This is a genomic window from Mesorhizobium sp. M0174, from assembly GCF_040322275.1.
GTDB lineage: Bacteria > Pseudomonadota > Alphaproteobacteria > Rhizobiales > Rhizobiaceae > Mesorhizobium.
Window position 1 is genome coordinate 153,301 of record NZ_JAMYTB010000007.1, and the last position, 18,141, is coordinate 171,441.

An 18,141-nucleotide genomic window follows, 5' to 3' on the forward strand; every position below is an offset into this window, starting at 1 on the left:
GGCAGTTTCGATTTCGTTGCCAGTTTCGCAGCGTTGAAGATTGGCGAAAGCCGGCATGACAGCCAATCTCCCCCCTTGAGGGGGAGATGTCCGGCAGGACAGAGGGGGGCGTGAAAGAACGCAATCATCTCAGAGCTACCCTCCCCGCAACTCGCCTCAAAACACCGTCCGCGAGCGCAGTGCGGCGGCGAGCGTGCCTTCGTCGAGATAGTCGAGTTCGCCGCCGACCGGAACACCGTGCGCCAGGCGCGTCACCTTGACGTCGAAGCCGGAAAGCTGGTCGGTGAGGTAGTGCGCGGTAGTCTGGCCCTCGACCGTAGCGTTGACGGCGAGGATCACTTCCTTGACCTCGCCGCCGGCGACGCGATCGACCAGCGATCGGATGTTGAGCTCATCGGGACCAATGCCGTCGAGCGGCGACAGCGTACCGCCGAGCACATGATAACGCACGTTCATGGCGGTCGCCCGCTCCAGCGCCCAAAGGTCGGCCACGTCCTCGACAACGATGAGCGTGGTGGGGTCGCGGCGCGGGTCGGTGCAGATCATGCATGGATCGGAGGTGTCGACATTGCCGCAGGTCGAGCAGATGCGCACCTTGTCGACGGCCTCGCCCATGGCAGCGGCAAGCGGCGCCAGCAGCTGCTCCTTCTTCTTGATGAGGTGGAGCGCGGCGCGGCGCGCCGAACGCGGGCCAAGCCCCGGCACCTTGGCCAGCAGCTGGATCAGGCGTTCGATCTCGGGACCGGCGATTCGCTTCGACATCGCTCCGGTTTAGGATTTTTCAACGGGTTTTGGAACAGCGCTGAGGCGCGCTGTTCAGCCTGCAAAGAGGCAATCGCCCGGCGTTGCGCCGCCCCTCATTGCGTGCCGGGCATTTCTCCCCGTACAACGCGCCGACGCCGGCCGCCTCAGTTTTCCTCCAGCGGCCGGGTCTGGCCGGCGATCATCGCGCCGATGGCGTCGGTGTTCTCGGGCGTCGCCTCGAACGACATTGTCGGCTCTGCCGGCGCCGCCTGGAATGTTGTGACCGGCCGGGGGTTCACGGTTCCACCGAAACGGGCCGCGTCCGGTTCCTGCATTGGCTCCTGCAGCGCCACAAGGATTGGCTTCTCCGGTGCCGCCCTCGCCGCGGTCGCCATTCCTGCAGTCACCCTTGTCTGCCTTGCTGGCTGCGATGCGGCGGCGGTAACATAGGTTGCCTTGGCGAATGTCGGCTTGACCTCGCGAGCCGGCTCCGCCGAAGCGACAAGTATGGCCTGAGCGGCAGGCGCTTGCGGCTTGGCCTGGGCTATGGCGACCACCGGTTCGTCCGGCAGCGGCTGCCAGTTGCGGCCGCGCTTTTCATAAAAGGCATTGCCGCCGGCGACCATGGTGTAGTGCATGTTCTTGTAGGGGAAGCGCAGGCCGGCGGTGTGGAAATACATGGTGTTCTTCAGCTTGGCTTTGCGCTCGCCCTTGAGCACCGCCTCGGCGGCCTCCTCGACGTCGGGCATCGCCTTCGAATTCATCGGCCGTGTCATGACGCCCGGCGCGAACTGGCCGCGCTCGCCAACCACTTCGCAGATGGTGCTGCCGTGCTTGCCGGACCGCAGCCGGTTCATCACCACCGTGCCGACCGCAATCATGCCGTCACGGCTCGACCGGTTGGACTCGAAGAACATCGCCCGCTCCAGGCATTCCTTCTCCTTCGGCGTGGAATTGTAGGAGCGCGAGCTCAGGAAACCCGGCGTAATGGCATCGGTCAGGCTGGACATGCCGTGCGAGGCGGTCTGACTGCAAGCGGCCAAAAACAGCGGCGAGATAACGACGCCGAGCCGCAACGGCGTCTTCCATCGGGTAGAGATCAACAGGTGTCCCCTCATTCTGCTGCCAGCCCGCCCCTGGTTGCGGCAAGAATGAGACACTTTCAGGCAAAAAGATGGCTAAAGCGGTTATTAAGTTTGGGGCGTTGCCCAATAGACACAGCTGGCGGGCGAAGAGCGTTGGATCGCTGCCCTCTTCGGTCAGGTGCCGGCATGGTTCCAAGGATTCATGCCGTGACCTTGGAGCGCCGCAATCTCCGCAAGAGGGCTTGCCCAAGCCTGGAGAGATTGGTTCAGTCGACGCGGTAACTGTAAACACAGCTCGAGGTGTGCTGAGATTCAGGTCAGGCCGAGCCGAAAATGGCGGCTTCCGAGAACCGGAGCGGAGCGTACGTTTCGTACGTGAGCACCGGAAGCTGCCGTTTGCAGGCCGGCATCACCTGAATATCAACACACCTTAGAACGGCAGCTTCATTCCCGGCGGGATCGGCAGTCCCGCGGTCAGGGCCTTGGTCTTCTCCTGCATGATCTGCTCGACCTTGGTCCTGGCGTCGTTGTGGGCAGCGACAAGCAGGTCCTCGAGAATCTCGACCTCGTCCTCCTTGAACAGCGCCGGGTCGATCTTCAGCGACTTCATCTCGAATTTGCCGGTCAGCGTCACGCTGACCAGGCCGCCGCCGGCCTGTCCGGTGGCTTCCAGCGTGGCAATCTCATCCTGCATGGCCTGGAACTTGGCCTGCATTTCCTTTGCCTTGCCCATCAGGCCGAGAAGATCTTTCATCGCACGGTCCTTTGCAGTTGGTGCTGGTTGTTCAGGTTTCGTCGTCGTCGGCCGGCGGCTCGACCGGCACTTCGGCCTCTGCCGCATCGGCTTCCGGCGCGTCGGGAATGCGCACGTCGATGATCTTGGCGCCGGGAAAGCGCGCCAGGATGGCGGCGACCGTCGGGTCGCTCTTGGCATCGAGGAAGGCGTTTTCGCGCTTTGTCGATTCCATCTCGGCCAGCGTCTGGCCGCCCTCCTCCTTCGACAGCGACACCAGCCAGCTGCGGCCCGTCCAGGCGCGCAGCTTGGCGGTCAAATCGTTGAGCAGCATCTTCGGCGCATCGTCGGTCAGGCTGACGTCGATACGGCCGGGCTCGATGCGCACCAGGCGCACGCAACGCTTCACCAGCACCTTGAAGGCCATGTCGCGCTGGGCGTCGGCAAGGGCGACAATATCGGCCAGCGATTTCACCGGCACCAGCGGCGCCTCGACCACCGGCTCCGGCGGAGCAACGAAGTTCGTCGGCACGGGCTCGGCCTCGACCAGGCGCATCGTCTGCGCGCCGCCATTGGCCGTCGGCATCCGCGTCTGCGCCACGGCACCGGCACCACCGCTTGCAGGCGCATGGTTTGCGGGGCCGGGGCTTGCCGGCGCGCCATTCACGCGCGGCGCGGCGCCCGGCGGCGAAACGCCGTTCTCCAGCGATTTGAGCGCCTCGTCCAGCGTCGGCAGGTCGGCGGCATGCGCCAGCCGGATCAGCACCATCTCGGCGGCGCTGACCGGGCGGTTGGAGGTCTGCACCTCGGGAATGCCTTTCAAGAGCATCTGCCATGTCCGCGACAGCACCTTGACCGACAGCGTGCTGGCGAAATCGGCGCCGCGCCGGCGCTCGTCCTCGGACAGCGAGGCGTCGTCGATGGCAGCCGGCACGAAACGCAGACGGGTGACCAGATGGTTGAACTCGGCAAGGTCGGTCAGCACCGCGGCAGGATCGGCGCCGGTATCGTACTGGGCACGGAATTCGGCAAGGGCGGCGGCGACGTCGCCCTTCATGACATGCTCGAACAGGTCGACGATGCGGGCGCGGTCGGCAAGGCCGAGCATGGCGCGCACCGCTTCGGCGCTGACCGCGCCGCCGCCATGGGCGATCGCCTGGTCGAGGATCGACTGCGCATCGCGCATCGAGCCTTCGGCCGCGCGGGCGATCATCGCCAGCGCATCCTCTTCGACTTCGATGCCCTCCAGACCGGCTATCCTGGCAAGGTCGGCCTTGATCATTGCCGCATCGATGCGCCTGAGGTCGAAACGCTGGCAGCGCGACAGGACGGTGATCGGCACCTTGCGGATTTCGGTGGTGGCGAAGATGAACTTGACGTGCGGCGGCGGCTCTTCCAGCGTCTTCAACAGGCCGTTGAAGGCCTGGTTGGAAAGCATGTGCACTTCGTCGATGATGTAGACCTTGTAGCGCGCCGACACCGGGGCGTAGCGCACACGCTCGATGATGTCCCTGATGTCGTCGATGCCGGTATGCGAGGCGGCGTCCATCTCGATGACGTCGACATGCCGGCCTTCCATGATCGCCTGGCAATGCTCGCCGAGCACGGCAAGGTCGACGGAAGGCTGGTCGACCGTCGGTGTTTTGTAGTTCAGGGCCCGCGCGAGTATGCGCGCGGTCGTGGTCTTGCCGACGCCGCGCACGCCGGTCAGCATCCAGGCCTGGGCGATGCGGCCGGTGGCAAAGGCATTGGTCAAGGTGCGGACCATCGGCTCCTGGCCGATCAGCTCGGAGAAATTCGACGGTCGGTATTTGCGCGCCAGCACGCGGTAGGCGGCAGGCTTGTCCAATTTCCCGGCCTCGTTTCCGGCTTCGCTCATTCGCCCGTTAAGCTCCAAGGGCTGCCACTGGAGGCGGCCGATTCCTGCGCATAGTTTCGCCCGCACGGCTTGGCGCCGTCAATGTCGGGGCAAAAGGCGAAGAGGCGGGAGGCTGGAACAATGACCCGTTCCGGGCTCGTTAGGGCTGCTTCCTTCCGGACCTGACCCGGTTGGCGAGTGGACCGTCCACCACCAACCTCCCAGCCTCCATATCGGCAATCCGGCGATGAAATGCAAGTGCGGATGATAGGGGGCCTTGAGCGACGGCGAAAGCTGAAACCAAAAACCCGCCTCGGCGGGCGGGTCGTTGGTGCGAATAATCACCATAGCGGGATTAGTAGCATAGCTGCCGGCACAAAGCAAGAACAAAATGTGGCCACGATCAAAATCGTCGATCTCGGCGGGGCAGCGCCAACCTGATGCAATTTGCCCGGGCCTTCACTTCTTCGCGCACAATCAGCGCCGCGACGGCCAATGTTGCTTGCTCCCCCTTGCGGCCCTTCGGAAGCCGCTCTAGCGTCGATAGAGTTCAAAAAACGTCCAAAAGTGAGGGAAACGCCGATGCTGCCGGGCCTCAAGGCCGGATTCACGCTTGACGCCCAGCTGGAAGCCGACAGCGAACAGCTGATGTGGCTCGGCCTGTGCGAATTGCGCGTCATGAACGACCGCCGCTGGCCATGGCTGCTGCTGGTGCCGCAGCGGCCGGGCATCGAGGAAATCCACGATATGACGCCGCTCGACCAGGCGATGCTGACCTTCGAGACCAATATGGTGGCGCTGGCGCTGAAGCGGGTGACCGGCTGCACCAAGATCAATACCGGCGCACTCGGCAACATCGTGCGCCAGTTGCATGTACACGTTATTGCGCGCTCGGAAGGCGATCCCGGCTGGCCCGGCCCGGTGTGGGGGCACGGCCTGCGCGAGCCCTATCAGCGCTCCGACCTTCGCAAGTTTGCGGAAAAGATCAAGGCAGCGCTATAAGCCTCTCCCGTGTCCACCTTGAACCCTCCCGAGTCTGCATGAGCTTTCGCCTGTTTGACGCGCCCTTGCGCGAGCCGAGCCAGTTCGTCGGCTTCGCCGGCAACATTATCGACCGGCAGTCCGAAAACCGCGCCGACGATTCCGTCGAAAAGGCACTCGCCGATCCCTCGGCGCGGCTTTTGCTGATGCGTGGCGGCCGGCTCTACCTCAAGCTTGCGCAAGGCGCATTCGACCCCTGGTTCGGCGTGGCCGAATGCCGGCCGCTCGAGGCATCGCTCGAAAACGGCGTCCTGCTCGGTTTTTCCGAAAGCGGCCCGGTGCTGGCGGTGCCGGCCGGGGTCGAGCCCGAGCAGCTTCCCGAGACGATCAGGGCGATCGACTATCGCTCGGTCTATATGCAGGGGTTGATCGACGAAGCGGCCGCCGGCGCGCTGGCGCAAGGGGCGGCGCTGCTTGCCTGGCATGCCAGCCATCGCTTCTGCAGCAAGTGCGGCACCGAAGCCGAGATGCGGGCGGGCGGTTACAAGCGGCATTGCCCGGCCTGCGGCACGGAGCACTTTCCGCGCACCGACCCGGTGGCGATCATGCTGACGGCAACACGCGAAAAATGCCTGCTCGGCCGCGGCCGGCATTTCGGGCCCGGCATGTATTCGGCGCTCGCCGGTTTCATCGAGCCGGGCGAGACGATCGAGGCGGCGGTGCGCCGCGAAACGCTGGAGGAAGCCGGCATTCGGCTAGGCCGCGTCGTCTACCACGCCAGCCAGCCCTGGCCGTTTCCCTATTCGCTGATGATCGGCTGCTTCGGCGAACCGCTCAACGACGATATCCACCCCGACTTCAACGAGCTGGAAGATTGCCGCTGGTTCTTTCGCGACGAGGTGCTCTCGATGCTGGCCCGCGAGCATCCGGGCGGCCTGGTGACACCGCCGAAGGGGGCGATCGCCTATAACCTTATCCGCGCCTGGGCCGACAGCGCGTGATACGAAGACATCGCAGGAGCAAAAAATGATCCGTCACACCGTCGTGTTCACGCTAAAGCACCCGCCGCATTCGCTCGAGGAAAAAAGGTTCCTCGCCGACGCCAAGACGATCCTCACGGCGATAAAGGGCGTCACGCATTTCGAGCAGTTGCGGCAGGTCAGCCCCAAGAACGACTACCGCTTCGGCTTCTCGATGGAGTTCGCCGATCAGCGGGCTTACTCCGGCTATAACGACCATCCCGACCACGTCGCCTTCGTCCGCGACCGCTGGATCCCGGAGGTCGAGGCGTTTATGGAGATCGACTACGTGCCGCTCGGCTGGGGCTGAGACTGGAAAGCGGCGCTCTAAAAAAATCAATACCCCGCGTCGCGATCCACCACATTTTCCAGCGCTTCGCCGCGCTCGAAGGCGTCCATCTGACGCAGCATGATCGGCGCCAGGTGGACTGGATCGGAAGTTGCCGCCGCGTGCGGCGTCACGAACACTTTCGGGTGGCTCCATAGCGGGCTGGTCTTCGGCAGCGGTTCGACCTCGAACACGTCGAGGCTGGCTTCCTTCAGCGTGCCGTCGTCCAGCGCGCGCAAAATGTCGGCGTCCTTCTGCAGCCTTCCGCGCCCGGCATTGATCAGCACCGAGCCGCCGAGGCCATTGCGCTTGCGCAGCTCCTTCAGCACGCCGTGGTTGATGATGCCGTGCGTCTGTGGCGTCAGCGGCAACAGCACCACCAGGATATCGGTGGCATTGAGGAACGGGATCAGGCCGGCCTCGCCCGCGTAAGTCGAGACACGTTCCATCGGCCGATCGCTGCGCGACCAGCCATTAACGGGAAAGCCGAGCGACAACAGTACCGATGCCGCCGCGCGGCCAAGCGTGCCGAGCCCCATAATGCCGACCGAGATGTCGCCGGCCGGCCGCTGCTGCGGCTCGTGCCAGATCTTCTTCTGCCGCTGGGCGCGGTAGAGCATGCCCTGGCGATGGTGGTCGAGCACCCGCCAGACGACGTATTCGGTCATGTACTGGGTAAGGTTGTCGGCGACCACTTTGACGACCGGTACGTCGGGCAAGGTGGGATCGGCGAAAATGTGGTCGACGCCGGCGCCGATCGAGAAGATAGCCCGCAGATTGGGCAGCGACGACAACAGGTTCGGCCTCTGTTTCCACACCACAGCATAGGTGATCGAGGGATCGCCGGCGCCATTCGGCTCGAGCACCACTTCGCGCTCCGCCGACAGCAGTTCGCGCCAGCGCAGCGGATGAATACCGGTGAGGGCAAGCAGGATGCGGCCTTTTTCCATTGCGGATTGTTTTTCCCTTTTACCAACAGCGTTCGCGTCCGGACTCGCAGGGGCGCGGCAGCGTTTTGATTTTGTGCATGATCTCTGGCGAAAATCTACTCGCTGACGATACCGACCGGCGCCGTTTCGATCTTGAAGGCGGCCGAGATCAACGCCTTTGTATAGTCGGTCCGCGGGTTGCCGAAAATCTGTTCGGAAGGACCGGCCTCGACGATCCTGCCATTACGCATGACGATGACTTCGTTGGCGAGCGCGCGGATGACCCTCAGATCGTGGCTGATGAAGAGGTAGGCGAGATCGTGCTTGGCCTGCAGGCTGCGCAAGAGGTCGACGACCTGCGCCTGCACGCTCATGTCGAGCGCCGAGGTCGGCTCGTCCAGCATGACGAAACGCGGGTTGAGCACCATGGCGCGCGCGATGGCGACGCGCTGGCGCTGGCCGCCGGAGAATTCGTGCGGATAGCGGTTGCGCGTCGCCGGATCGAGGCCGACTTCCTTCAGGACGTCGACGACACGCTCGTCGCGCGCATCAGGAGACAGTTTCGGCTCGTGGATCTTCAACCCTTCCTCGATGATCTCGGCGACCGACATGCGCGGACTGAGCGAACCGAACGGATCCTGGAAGACGATCTGCAACTCGCGTCGCAACGGCCGCATTTCGCTGAAGGACAGCTGATCGATGCCGCGTCCGTTGAACTGGATGGTCCCCGTCGACGAGATCATCCTGGCCAGCGCCAGGCCGAGCGTCGTCTTGCCTGAGCCGGATTCGCCGACGACGCCAAGCGTCTGGCCGGCCCGCACGGTGACGTCGATGCCGTCGACCGCCTTCACATTGTCGACGGTGCGCCGGAAGAAGCCCTTCTTGATCGGAAACCAGACCTTGACGTCCTTGCCGACCATCACCGGCTTGGCGGCCTGGTTGGCCGCCGGCGGCTTGCCTTTCGGCTCGGCGGCAAGCAGATGCCGCGTGTAGGCGTGCTGCGGATTGGCGAATATCTCCTTGGTCGGGCCGGTCTCGACGATCTTGCCCTTGGTCATCACGCAGACCCGGTCGGCGATCTTCCTGACGATGCCGAGATCGTGGGTGATGAACAGCATCGACATGTTCTTGCGGCTTTTCAGGCCGGCCAGCAATTCGAGGATCTGCGCCTGGACGGTGACGTCGAGCGCGGTCGTCGGCTCGTCGGCGATCAACAGTTCAGGCTCGTTGGCGAGCGCCATGGCGATCATGACGCGCTGGCGCTGGCCGCCGGAAAGCTGGTGCGGATAGGCGTCGAGCCGTTTTTCCGGTTCGCGGATGCCGACCTCGTGCAGAAGTTCCAGCGTGCGCGCCTTGGCGTTGCGATCGCCCAGGCCCTGGTGCAGCTTCAGCACCTCGACGATCTGCTGCTCGATCGTGTGCAGCGGGTTGAGCGAGGTCATCGGCTCCTGGAAGATCATGGTGATCTTGTTGCCGCGCACGCGGCGCAAGTCTCTCTCGTCCGCGGCAAGCAGGTCGGCGCCGAGGACCAGGATCTTTCCCGACGGGTGGCTGGCGGTCGGATAGGGCAGCAGCTTCAGCACCGACAGCGCGGTGACCGACTTGCCGGAGCCGGATTCGCCGACCAGCGCCACCGTCTCGCCCTTGGCGAGGTCGAAGGAGATATGGTCGACGGCGACCGACTGGCTGCCGCCTTGCGTGAAGGCGACGCTGAGATCCTGGACCGAGAGGAGAGGGGGGGTCATAGCTCAACTTCCGCGACAACCCTGTCCAAGGCGGAAATTTCCGGTCGTATGATCGAAATTTTGGCTGCCATTTGAGGGGGGACGAGACGATTTGGTGCGATAGAATAGGTCTCTTTCAACCTCGTGTCCGCGGTCAGAAATTGGGTGCAGCCGAAGTGCATCGCTGTGGAAAGATGGATCGCGTCTGGTAATCTCAACGAAAGGAATTCCGAACGTAACTGTGCTGCGTGCCAGAGAACGTCGCGAGTTATCGTCCCAATTGAGATGAAGGCATTGCCGATTGAAATATTGTCGTAGAGCTCGATCAGTCGCTCATTGTTCTTTCTCAAGGGATCGACCATCAACTCCGCGAGCACGATCTCACTCGTCGCCAGGAAAGGCTGCTTTCTGCCCTCGTTCAGTGAAATGAGCTGAAGCAGTTTGTTTGCAAGCGCATCATTGTTTTCAAAGGCATAGATGAAAATGTTGGTGTCGACATAAAGCCGGACTGCAGCCATCAATCCTCCCACTCATCGCGGAGGGCACGAACACGCGCGACAGCCTCGTCGAGGCTTGTTCCCGGCGCGTTGGCCTGAGCATCCCGCATGAGTTCAAGCAATTGTTCGCGGCCAAGGGGCCTGTTGGCCTCCTCCTCCACTGTCACTCTGACCGAGGCGCTCGGCGCTATGCCTTTTCGCAGTTCATCCGGGAGCTTCGATGCCGGGTAGTGTTCAAGGATGATCCTATTCATAACCCTTCCTTCCCCAACGTGCGGATTGACGGACTGCACGGACGCCAACACACCGTCATGGCTCCGGGTTCGCTCATATCGGCCAATTTGCTCTCCAGTGATCGAGCGATGGCTGCCACTGGTGTTTCACCGATCAAAGCCGCCGGTCACTTGAGGGTACGTCCGCTTTTGTCCGGATTGCCATTTCCGGAATATAACATGCCGAATGCCAGCCTGCATCGCCCTCATCTGAACGTCTTGCGCGGATCGAAGGCGTCGCGGGTGGCCTCGCCGACGAAGACCAGCAGCGACAGCATCAGCGAGATGACGACGAAGCCGGAAATGCCGAGCCAGGGGGCGTTGAGGTTGCGCTGCGCCTGCTTCAACAGTTCGCCCAGCGAGGCGGAGCCGGGCGGCAGGCCGAAGCCGAGATAGTCGAGCGAGGTCAGCGTCGAGATCGAGCCGCTGAGCAGGAAGGGCAGGAAGGTCAGCGTCGCCACCATGGCATTGGGAAGCAGATGCCGGAACATGATGGTGATGTTGGGCACGCCGAGCGCGCGCGCCGCATTGACATATTCGAAATTGCGGGCGCGCAGGAACTCGGCCCGCACCACGCCGACCAGCGCCACCCAGGAGAACAGCAGCATCAATCCGAGCAGGATGAAGAAGCCGGGCGGCAGGATGGCGGCGACGATCAAGAGCAGGTACAGCACTGGGATCGCCGACCAGATCTCGATGAAGCGCTGGAAAAGAAGGTCGGTCCAGCCGCCGAAATAGCCCTGCAAGGCGCCGGCCGCCACGCCGATCAGCGCCGAGCCGGCGGTCAGGATCAGGCCGAACAGCACCGATATCCTGAAGCCGTAGATGACGCGCGCCAGCACGTCGCGGGCCTGGTCGTCGGTGCCCAGCCAGTTCCAGTTGCCGACGTTGCAATTGGGGTCCGCTTCGCCTTTCGGATACTGGTTGCATCGCGTCTTCTTGTCGTAGAGCCAGGACGGCTTGGTCGGTGCTGCTTCGGGAATGGCGTTGTTGACGGTCTGGTAGGAGTAGCGCACCGGCGGCCAGACCATCCAGCCATTGGCATTGATCTCGTCCTGGATGACCGGGTCGCGGTAGTCGGTGACCGCATAGAAGCCGCCGAACTTCTCCTCGGGATAGGCGACCAGGACCGGAAACAGGATCTCGCCCTTGTAGGAGGCGATGATCGGCTTGTCGTTGGCGATCAGTTCGGAAACCAGCGACAGCACGAACAGGAACAGGAAAATCCACAACGACCAGTAGCCGCGCCTGTTGGACTTGAAGTTCTGCAGGCGCCGCTGGTTGAGCGGCGACAGAAAGGGCCGCGCGATCCGAGGCGGCGCCGTTTCGGCTGTCGCCTGCTCCATCAGACGTCTCTCCGCTCGAAGTCGATGCGCGGATCGACCCAGGTATAGATCAGGTCGGACAGCAGCCCGACGAACAGGCCAAGCAGCGAGAAGATGTAGAGATTGGCGAAGACCACCGGATAGTCGCGCTGCACCACCGAGTTGAAACCAAGCAGGCCGAGGCCATCGAGCGAAAAGATGTTCTCGATCAGCAGCGACCCGGTGAAGAATGCCGAGATGAAGGCACCGGGGAAACCCGCGATGACGATCAGCATGGCGTTGCGGAAGACGTGGCCATAAAGCACCTGCCGCTCCGACAGGCCCTTGGCGCGGGCTGTGACCACATATTGCTTGCGTATCTCCTCAAGGAAGGAATTCTTGGTGAGCAACGTCGTCGTGGCGAAGGCCGACAGCACCAGCGCCGTCAGCGGCAGGGTCATGTGCCAGAAATAGTCGACGATCCGCTGCGGCCACGACAGCTGGTCCCAATTGTCGGAGGTGAGGCCGCGCAGCGGAAACCAGTCCCAGAACGAGCCGCCGGCAAACAGCACCATCAGCAATATGCCGAACAGGAAGCCCGGAATGGCGTAACCGACAATGACGACGCCGCTGGTCCAGACGTCGAAGGTGGAGCCGTCCTTGACTGCCTTGCGGATGCCGAGCGGGATCGAGATCAGATAGGACAAGAGTGTGATCCACAGTCCGATCGAGATCGACACCGGCATCTTTTCCAGGATCAGGTCGAGCACCGAGATGTCGCGGAAATAGCTGTCGCCGAAATCGAAGCGGAGATAGTTCCACAGCATCATGCCGAAGCGCTCGAGCGGCGGCTTGTCGAAACCGAACTGCTTCTCCAGCTTCTTGATGAATTCCGGGTCGAGCCCTTGCGCGCCGCGGTATTTCGAGCCGACGTCGCCGGCGACATCGAAATTGGCGCCGCCGGCATCACCGCCGCCGCCGCCTAGGCGATCGCTGCCGCCCTGGTTGGTCAGCCTGGCGATGACCTGCTCGACCGGCCCGCCCGGCGCGAACTGGATGACGGCGAAGGATACCGCCATGATGCCGAACAGGGTCGGGATCATCAACAGGATGCGGCGCAGTATATAGGCGCCCATCAGGTTCCCTGCCTCGCTTGTGCGAAAATCTCAGCCTTTGCCAATCTTTGCCGCCTTGTCTTTGTCGAACCACCACGACGTCTCGACCGGAAAGTCGTAATCCGGCTTTTGAGCGGGAAAGCCGAACATGTCCCAGAAGGCTGCTCGGTGATTCGCCAGATGATATGTTGGAATCCAGTCTAGCCGCGCGCGCAAGACCCGATCGAGCGCGTTGAGCGCGGTTACGAGTTCGATCCGGCTCTGCGCCTTGCCGGCTGCCTCGATCAGCGCGTCGATGGCTTTGCTTTCCGTACCCGGATAGTTGCGCATCCCCGGCGTTTTCGCCATTTGGGAAGCGTAGAGAATCTCCAAACCGTCGGCGGTGGGCGTCGCTCCGATCGACCATGCGAGCATGTTGAAGTCGAAGTCGAAATTGCTCTGCCGCGCTTCAAATTGCGTCGAGTCGACCTGCCGGATCGAAGCGTCGATGCCGATCGCCTTCATATTCTCGGACCATGGCGCGAAAATACGAACGAGACCCTCGTCCTCGGCAAGCATTTCCACGCGCAGGCGCTCGCCTTTGTCGTTGAGGACGAAATTGCCCGCTCGCTTCCAGCCGCCTTCGGCAAGCAGCCTCGAAGCCTCGCGCAGCAGCTTACGGTCGTGCCCGGAACCGTCGGAGACGGGTTGCATCACCGGTTCGCCGAAGGTCTCCGGCGGCAACTCGGCTCGAAACGGCTCCAGCAGGGCCAACTCCTTGGGTGAGGGCAGGCCCTTGGCCTTGTAATCCGATCGCTCGAAGTTCGATTGCGAACGCTCGTAGGAGTCGAAAAACAGAACCCGCCTGGTCCATTCGAAGTCGAAGCAATAGGCGATTGCCCGTCTCACGCGAATGTCGCGGAACTGCGGACGGCGCTGGTTCAGCGCGACAGCCTGCATGGATGGCGTTTTCTCGCCAGGAAATTCGCGTTTGACGACCCTGCCATCCTTCAGTGCTGGAAAGTCGTAGCCGGTCGCCCATACCCGCGAGGTGAACTCCTCGCGAAAATGCGTATCCCCTTTCTTGAATGCTTCAAAGGCTGCCTGGCGATCAAGGTAGAAATCGATACGGATGCGGTCGAAATTATAACTGCCGCGGTTCACGGCCAGATCGCGGCCCCAATAGTCGGCGACGCGTTCATATTCGACAGTCTGCCCGGCCACCACCCGTCCAACCCTGTATGGTCCGGAGCTGAGCGGTGGCGTCATCGTCGAGGCGTCGAAATCATTGGCGGTGTAGAACGCTTTCGACACGATCGGCATTACGACGATCGCGAGGATATTCTGCGCGGACTGTTGGCCGTTGAAGGTAAGGTTGACTGTAAGCGGATCGATTGCGACCGCTTCTGTCATGTGCCGCAGCGCTTGGGAAAGGTTCGGATGTCCCCGGTCTTTGTAGAGGTTCAAGGCGAAGGCAATGTCGTCGGCGGTCAGCGGCGACCCGTCATGGAAGCGCGCTTGTGGCCGCAGGCTGAAGCGGTAGCCATTGCGATCCTGCGACAAGGTAACGGATTCGGCAAGCAGGCCGTAGACCGCATCCGGTTCGTCGACTGCCCTTGCCATCAGCGAATCGAAGCAGAGCTCGGTGCGCGGCGGCGAATCCCCCTTCAACACCAGTGAGTTCAGTGTGTTGAAAGTCAGGAAGCTCTGATTGAGGGTGGAGTTCGGCGGGGCGAAATTCATCCGGCCGCCCTTGGGAGCGTCCGGATTGACACAGTCGAAATGCGTGAAATCCGGCCCGTATTTGAGATCGCCAAAAGCCGACAACCCGTGCAGTTTCACGCCGGTTGGAATGGCCGCGAAAGCCCGGCCGGGCAGCAGCGCTGCGGCCGCGGCGGCACCGCCCAGGGCGAGGAAGTCGCGACGGGGCAGCGCCGCCATCAATTGCCGCTCTTGTATTTGGCCGCCAGCGCCTTTTCCTTGGCCGGGTCGATCCACCAGGAATTCTGGTCGACGCCGCTATAGGCGGGCTGCTTTTCCGGCATACCGAACTTGTTCCAGTAGGCGAGCCAGACCACGGCGCGGTAATATTGCGGCACGACGTAGAAATTCCACAACAGCACCCGGTCGAGCGCATGGGTGGCGGCAACGAGATCGTCGCGGTCGGTGGCATAAATGATCCGATCGACCAGCGCATCGACGACCGGATTCTTGATGCCGGCGTAATTGCGCGATCCCGGCGAATCGGCGGCCTTGGAGCTCCAGAAGTCGCGCTGTTCGTTGCCGGGAGAGTCCGACTGGCCGAGTTGCCATATGATGACGTCGTAATCGAAATGCTTGACGCGGTTGATATACTGGGTCTGGTCGATCAGGCGCAGCGTCGCGTCGACGCCGATCTTGCGCAGATTGGCGATATATGGGCTGGCGATGACCTGGTCGGTGTCGTTCCAACCGAGGATCTCGAATTTGAACGGTTCGCCGGTCTTGGCGTTGACCATCTTGCCGCCCTTGATCACCCAGCCGGCCTTGGCGAACAGATCGACCGCGGTCTTCAGGTATTTGCGCTCCGCCTGCGGCGTGTCGTAGACCGGCAGCTTGAATTCCTGGGTGAAGACTTCGGGCGGCAGCTTGTCGCGGTACTGCTCCAGGATCTCCAGTTCCTTGCCTTGCGGCAGGCCGCTCGACGCCAGTTCCGTGCCCTGGAAATAGCTGCTGGTGCGGGTGTTGGAACCGAAGAACAGGGTCCGGTTCATCGTCTCGAAGTCGAACGGGTACATCAGCGCGGCGCGCACCAGGCGATCTTGGAACAGCGGGCGCCTGGTGTTGAGCATGAAGGCCTGCATCGGTTCGGGCGACGCGGTCTTGAATTCCTTCTTGATGACGTCACCGGCCTTGACTGCCGGAAAATCATAGAATGTGTTCCAGCGCCTCGAACTGTTCTCCGGCTTGATGTCGTCCAAGCCGCCCTTGGTAAAGGCCTGCCAGGCGGCGTTGTCGTCCAGAAAATAGCTGAAACGCTGCCTGTCGAAATTCTCGCGGCCGATTTTTACGGGCAGCTTGGCCGCCCAGTAATCGGGTACGCGCTGCCAGATGATTTCGGACCCCGGCTTGAAGCTGGCGATCTTGTAGGCGGCCGATCCCAGCGGCGGCTCCAATGTCGATTTGGTGACGTCGCGTTTCTTGCCGCTGGCGTCCGTGCCTTCCCACCAGTGCTTGGGCAACACGACGAGGTCGCCGATGATCTTCGGTAGCTCCCGGTTGCCTTTCTGACTGAAGTGGAACTCGACCTCGCGGTCGGAGATGGCGACGGCGTCGGTGACGTTTTCGAAATAGCGGCTGTACATCGGGCTGTTGGCCTTCAGTACCTGGAACGACCAGATCACGTCGTCCGTGGTGATCGGCTGGCCGTCATGCCATTTCGCCCGCGGGTCGAGCCGGTAGGTCGCCGAGGAATAGTCGGCCGGATATTTATAGGCGTCGGCGATCAGCGGATGGCTGGTGCTGCCCTCGTCGGTCGCCTGCTCCATCAGCGTGTCGTAGAGCAGGCCGCCGCCAAACTGCGCGAAGCCGGCGGCCGGCGAACCCTGCACGATGTAGGGATTGAAGCTGTCGAACGTGCCCAGCACAACCGAATTCAGCGTGCCGCCCTTCGGTGCATCCGGATTGACGTAATCGTAATGCTGGAAATTGTCGCCGTATTTGGATTCGCCGATCAGCGACGAGGTCGTGCGCCATTCGTCCGCGAAGGCCGCCTGCAGGCCGCCGGCAAAAGCAGCCAGCATCAGCACTGATTTCAGAAGCATCCGCGCTCGGCCAACCGTCATGCGTTCTCCTCTTCGCGATATAGCGCCGTCACCATAGCGTCTGGGCTCAATCTAGATCATTTGGCGGCGCTGAAAACCGCAACCGAGAAGCTTTGTCGCCGCATATGCATTTTTCCTAAGCAAAAAGCCGGGCTGAACCCGGCTTTTTCAAGGATTATGTCATTACGGTTTTGTTATTTTGCGGGTGCGGCCGGAGCGGCGGGCGCCGCGCCTTCTGCCGGCTTGGCAGGGGCTGCGCCTTCGGCCGGCTTGGCGGGCGCGTTTTCGGCCGAGGCGCCGGGCGCCGGCAGCGGCTTCGGATTGTCCGACAGCGTGCGCAGATAGGCGATGACGTTGGCGCGGTCCTCATCCTTCGGCAGGCCGGCGAAGCCCATCGCCGTGCCCTTCACGAACTTCTTCGGCGAGGTGATGAAGTGGTTGAGATTGTCGTAGGTCCACTTCTCGCTGCCGCCCTTGGAGAACTCCTTCATGCCGGCCGAATAGGCAAAGCCCTCATGCTCGGCGACCGGACGGTCGATGATGTCCCACAGATCGGGGCCAACCTTGTTGGGGCCGCCTTTTTCGCCGGAGTGGCAGGCCTGGCATTTCTTGAAGATGGCGGCACCCGCTTCGGCGTTGGCGGTGGCCAGCAGCTCGGCGATCGGCTTGGCCTCCGCGGCGGGAGCGGCCGGGCCGCCTTCGGCGGGCTCGGTCGCCTCGATGGCGAAGCCGGGCTTTTCCGGCGTCGGCGAGGCAAACAGCGCGTCGGATACGATGCCAACGGAAAAGACAATGAACACCGTGCCGAGGAAACCGGCGAGCAGCTTGTTGACTTCGTTGGAATCCATACGCCCCAGGCTCCCTTTTCCGGCGGACCGATCCGTCCACTCCGTCCGTCGGTATCGTGAACCACCCTGCGAGGCGGTCAAATCGCGCGGAAACTAGGTCTTTTGCTCCGGCGTTGCAACACCTATAAGGGCGCTGCCAGTGAGACCTTTTGCCACTTTTGTCCCCCTCTTTTTCGAGCCTCTGCCCGCCTCATGTCCACGCTCATCCTGATCCCGGCCCGCATGGCCTCGACCCGCCTGCCGGGCAAACCGCTGGCCGACATTGCCGGCACTCCGATGATCGTCCACGTCGCCCGCCGTGCTGCCGAGGCGGGGCTCGGCCGGGTGGTCGTCGCTACCGATACGCAAGGCGTTGCGGAGGCGGTGCGCGCGCATGGTTTCGAGGCGGTGATGACGCGGGCGGACCACGAAACCGGCTCCGACCGCATCTTTGAAGCGCTGACCATTCTCGACCCTGGCAACAGCGTCGAGACCATCGTCAATGTGCAGGGCGATCTGCCGACCATCGACCCCCTTGTTATCGGTGCCGCGCTGAAGCCTTTCGAGAACGCGGCGGTGGATATCGCCACGCTCTGCGTCGAGATCGTCCGCGATGAGGAAAAGACCAATCCGAACGTCGTCAAGCTGGTCGGCTCGCCACTCTCGACGACGCGGCTCAGGGCGCTCTATTTCACCCGCGCCACCGCCCCTTGGGGCGAAGGCCCGCTCTACCATCATATCGGCCTCTATGCCTATCGCCGCGCCGCACTCGAACGCTTCGTTGCGCTAAGGCCGTCGCCTCTGGAGCGCCGCGAGCGGCTCGAGCAGTTGCGGGCGCTGGAGGCTGGCATGCGCATCGATGCGGAGATCGTGCAGTCGGTGCCGCTTGGCGTCGATACGCCGGACGATCTCGAACGCGCCAGGGCGCTCCTTTCCAACTAAG

At 62.7% G+C, this 18,141-nt stretch carries 17 protein-coding genes and 1 other RNA gene; 4 read left to right on the plus strand and 14 right to left on the minus strand.

What is annotated here, in order from left to right:
* Positions 1-156: 156 nt before the first annotated feature.
* From recR to ffs, 5 genes are all read right to left on the minus strand, one after another.
* Positions 157-762, minus strand: a complete 606-nt coding sequence (gene recR, locus NKJ13_RS16720; protein WP_352740908.1) for a recombination mediator RecR — start codon at positions 760-762, stop codon at positions 157-159.
* A 146-nt stretch (positions 763-908) separates the two neighbouring features.
* Positions 909-1,847 carry a cell wall hydrolase gene (locus NKJ13_RS16725; RefSeq protein WP_352740906.1) on the minus strand — a complete coding sequence of 313 codons (939 nt, stop codon included), beginning with the start codon at positions 1,845-1,847 and terminating at the stop codon, positions 909-911.
* 412 nt (positions 1,848-2,259) lie between these two features.
* The gene (locus tag NKJ13_RS16730) at positions 2,260-2,583 is read right to left on the minus strand and encodes a YbaB/EbfC family nucleoid-associated protein (protein ID WP_352740904.1); all 324 of its coding nucleotides are present in this window, start codon (positions 2,581-2,583) and stop codon (positions 2,260-2,262) included.
* Between the two features lie 31 nt (positions 2,584-2,614).
* On the minus strand, positions 2,615-4,441 hold the full coding sequence (locus NKJ13_RS16735; protein WP_352644438.1) for a DNA polymerase III subunit gamma/tau: 1,827 nt from the start codon (positions 4,439-4,441) through the stop codon (positions 2,615-2,617).
* 104 nt (positions 4,442-4,545) lie between these two features.
* Positions 4,546-4,642, minus strand: an RNA gene (ffs, locus tag NKJ13_RS16740) — signal recognition particle sRNA small type.
* 360 nt (positions 4,643-5,002) lie between these two features.
* On the opposite strand from ffs, the gene NKJ13_RS16745 reads away from it, so the two are divergent.
* From NKJ13_RS16745 to NKJ13_RS16755, 3 genes are read left to right on the plus strand one after another with little or no spacing between them, the layout of a single operon-like run.
* Positions 5,003-5,422 (plus strand): HIT family protein, encoded by a 420-nt coding sequence (locus NKJ13_RS16745; protein WP_023676868.1) that lies wholly within the window; start codon positions 5,003-5,005, stop codon positions 5,420-5,422.
* A gap of 38 nt (positions 5,423-5,460) precedes the next feature.
* Positions 5,461-6,402 (plus strand): NAD(+) diphosphatase, encoded by a 942-nt coding sequence (nudC, locus tag NKJ13_RS16750; protein WP_352752267.1) that lies wholly within the window; start codon positions 5,461-5,463, stop codon positions 6,400-6,402.
* Between the two features lie 25 nt (positions 6,403-6,427).
* A complete protein-coding gene (locus tag NKJ13_RS16755; RefSeq protein WP_254816201.1) occupies positions 6,428-6,730 on the plus strand; it encodes a Dabb family protein in 303 nt (100 codons plus the stop codon).
* Positions 6,731-6,756: 26 nt separating this feature from the next.
* Here the strand turns inward: NKJ13_RS16755 and NKJ13_RS16760 are convergent, their stop codons facing one another.
* The 9 genes from NKJ13_RS16760 to NKJ13_RS16800 all read right to left on the minus strand — a co-directional run bounded on the left by NKJ13_RS16760 (position 6,757) and on the right by NKJ13_RS16800 (position 17,219).
* The gene (locus NKJ13_RS16760; RefSeq protein ID WP_352777900.1) at positions 6,757-7,698 is read right to left on the minus strand and encodes a 2-hydroxyacid dehydrogenase; all 942 of its coding nucleotides are present in this window, start codon (positions 7,696-7,698) and stop codon (positions 6,757-6,759) included.
* Positions 7,699-7,793: 95 nt separating this feature from the next.
* The gene (locus tag NKJ13_RS16765; protein ID WP_352686858.1) at positions 7,794-9,422 is read right to left on the minus strand and encodes an ABC transporter ATP-binding protein; all 1,629 of its coding nucleotides are present in this window, start codon (positions 9,420-9,422) and stop codon (positions 7,794-7,796) included.
* Entirely contained in the window at positions 9,419-9,919 is a 501-nt protein-coding gene (locus NKJ13_RS16770; RefSeq protein WP_352506117.1) for a type II toxin-antitoxin system VapC family toxin, read from the minus strand. Before NKJ13_RS16770 ends, NKJ13_RS16765 begins: the two co-directional genes overlap by 4 nt.
* Positions 9,919-10,152, minus strand: coding sequence for a hypothetical protein (locus NKJ13_RS16775; protein WP_352506116.1), 234 nt, complete (start codon positions 10,150-10,152; stop codon positions 9,919-9,921). Before NKJ13_RS16775 ends, NKJ13_RS16770 begins: the two co-directional genes overlap by 1 nt.
* A gap of 224 nt (positions 10,153-10,376) precedes the next feature.
* Positions 10,377-11,516: an ABC transporter permease gene (locus NKJ13_RS16780; protein WP_352506115.1), complete on the minus strand. Its 1,140-nt coding sequence runs from the start codon at positions 11,514-11,516 to the stop codon at positions 10,377-10,379.
* The gene (locus NKJ13_RS16785; RefSeq protein WP_254816205.1) at positions 11,516-12,610 is read right to left on the minus strand and encodes a microcin C ABC transporter permease YejB; all 1,095 of its coding nucleotides are present in this window, start codon (positions 12,608-12,610) and stop codon (positions 11,516-11,518) included. Before NKJ13_RS16785 ends, NKJ13_RS16780 begins: the two co-directional genes overlap by 1 nt.
* A 30-nt stretch (positions 12,611-12,640) precedes the next feature.
* Positions 12,641-14,509 carry an extracellular solute-binding protein gene (locus NKJ13_RS16790; protein WP_352686862.1) on the minus strand — a complete coding sequence of 623 codons (1,869 nt, stop codon included), beginning with the start codon at positions 14,507-14,509 and terminating at the stop codon, positions 12,641-12,643.
* The gene (locus NKJ13_RS16795; protein ID WP_352506113.1) at positions 14,509-16,392 is read right to left on the minus strand and encodes an extracellular solute-binding protein; all 1,884 of its coding nucleotides are present in this window, start codon (positions 16,390-16,392) and stop codon (positions 14,509-14,511) included. The genes NKJ13_RS16790 and NKJ13_RS16795 overlap by 1 nt, the downstream gene beginning before the upstream one ends.
* Before the next feature lie 173 nt (positions 16,393-16,565).
* Complete coding sequence (locus NKJ13_RS16800; protein ID WP_352476004.1) at positions 16,566-17,219, minus strand: c-type cytochrome; 654 nt, start codon at positions 17,217-17,219, stop codon at positions 16,566-16,568.
* Between the two features lie 192 nt (positions 17,220-17,411).
* Between NKJ13_RS16800 and NKJ13_RS16805 the strand changes: the two genes are divergently transcribed.
* Positions 17,412-18,140 carry a 3-deoxy-manno-octulosonate cytidylyltransferase gene (locus NKJ13_RS16805; RefSeq protein ID WP_023676856.1) on the plus strand — a complete coding sequence of 243 codons (729 nt, stop codon included), beginning with the start codon at positions 17,412-17,414 and terminating at the stop codon, positions 18,138-18,140.
* Position 18,141: the final 1 nt, after the last annotated feature.